Genomic DNA, 1,046 nt, shown 5'->3' with positions numbered 1-1,046 from the left:
GACGAGCCGACCAGTGCGCCGGTGATGATCAGCGCCAGATTGCCGAGCGTGAAACCGAGTGCGGCGGCGGCCCAGCCCGAATAGGAATTCAGCATCGACACGACCACCGGCATGTCGGCGCCGCCGATCGGGATGATGAGAAGGACGCCCAGCGCCAGCGAGGCGGCAACGATCAGCCAGAACACCAGCTTGGATTCAGTGGTGACGAGCAGCACGATCAGCACGATCAGCGTAATGCCCAGGGCTGCGTTGATGAAGTGACGGCCGCCGATCATGATCGGCTTGCCCGACATGCGGCCGTCGAGCTTCAAGAAGGCGATGACCGAGCCGGTGAAGGTGATGGCGCCGATGGCGACGCCGAGGCTCATCTCGATCAGCGCCTGGGCATGGATATCGGCGATCGTGCCGATGCCGAAGCTTTCCGGTGCATAGATGGCGGCGGCCGCCACCATGACCGCGGCAAGACCGACCAGCGAGTGGAAGGCGGCGACCAGCTGCGGCATCGAGGTCATGGCAATGCGCCGTGCCGTGACCGCACCGACCGAGCCGCCGATGGCGAGCCCGAGCACGATCAATGCGAAGCGGCCGGCGGAAGGGGTGGCCAGCGCCAGCGTCGTGGCGATGGCAATGCCCATGCCGATCATGCCGTACATGTTGCCCTGGCGGCTGGTGGTCGGATGCGACAGGCCGCGCAATGCCAGGATGAACAGGATGCCGGAGACCAGATAGAGGAAGGAGGCGAAGTTGGCGTTCATAGCGGCCTACTTTTCCTTCTTCTTGTACATGGCCAGCATGCGCTGGGTGACGAGGAAGCCGCCGAAGATGTTGACCGACACCAGCATCAGCGCAACGAAGCCGAAGCCGGTGGCGATGCCCGAGGCCGAGATACCGACGGCCAGCAACGCGCCGACGACGATGACGGAGGAAATGGCGTTGGTGACCGCCATCAGCGGCGTGTGCAGCGCCGGCGTCACCGACCAGACGACGTAGTAGCCGACGAAGATCGCCAGGACAAAAATGGCGAAGCGGAAGACGAAGGGATCGAT

At 64.1% G+C, this 1,046-nt stretch carries 2 protein-coding genes; both read right to left on the bottom strand.

Annotated features, from left to right (window positions below):
• A partial coding sequence (locus AC0L2X_RS32390) for an NAD(P)(+) transhydrogenase (Re/Si-specific) subunit beta (RefSeq protein WP_473601207.1) occupies positions 1-755 on the bottom strand: 755 nt, incomplete at its 3' end.
• Between the two features lie 6 nt (positions 756-761).
• Positions 762-1,046 (bottom strand): proton-translocating transhydrogenase family protein (locus AC0L2X_RS32385; RefSeq protein WP_473601205.1); only part of this gene is annotated, 285 nt, incomplete at its 5' end.

The sequence above is a fragment of the Mesorhizobium sp. WSM4828 genome (genome assembly GCF_055811175.1).
This window is presented reverse-complemented; position numbering and strand designations above follow the sequence as displayed.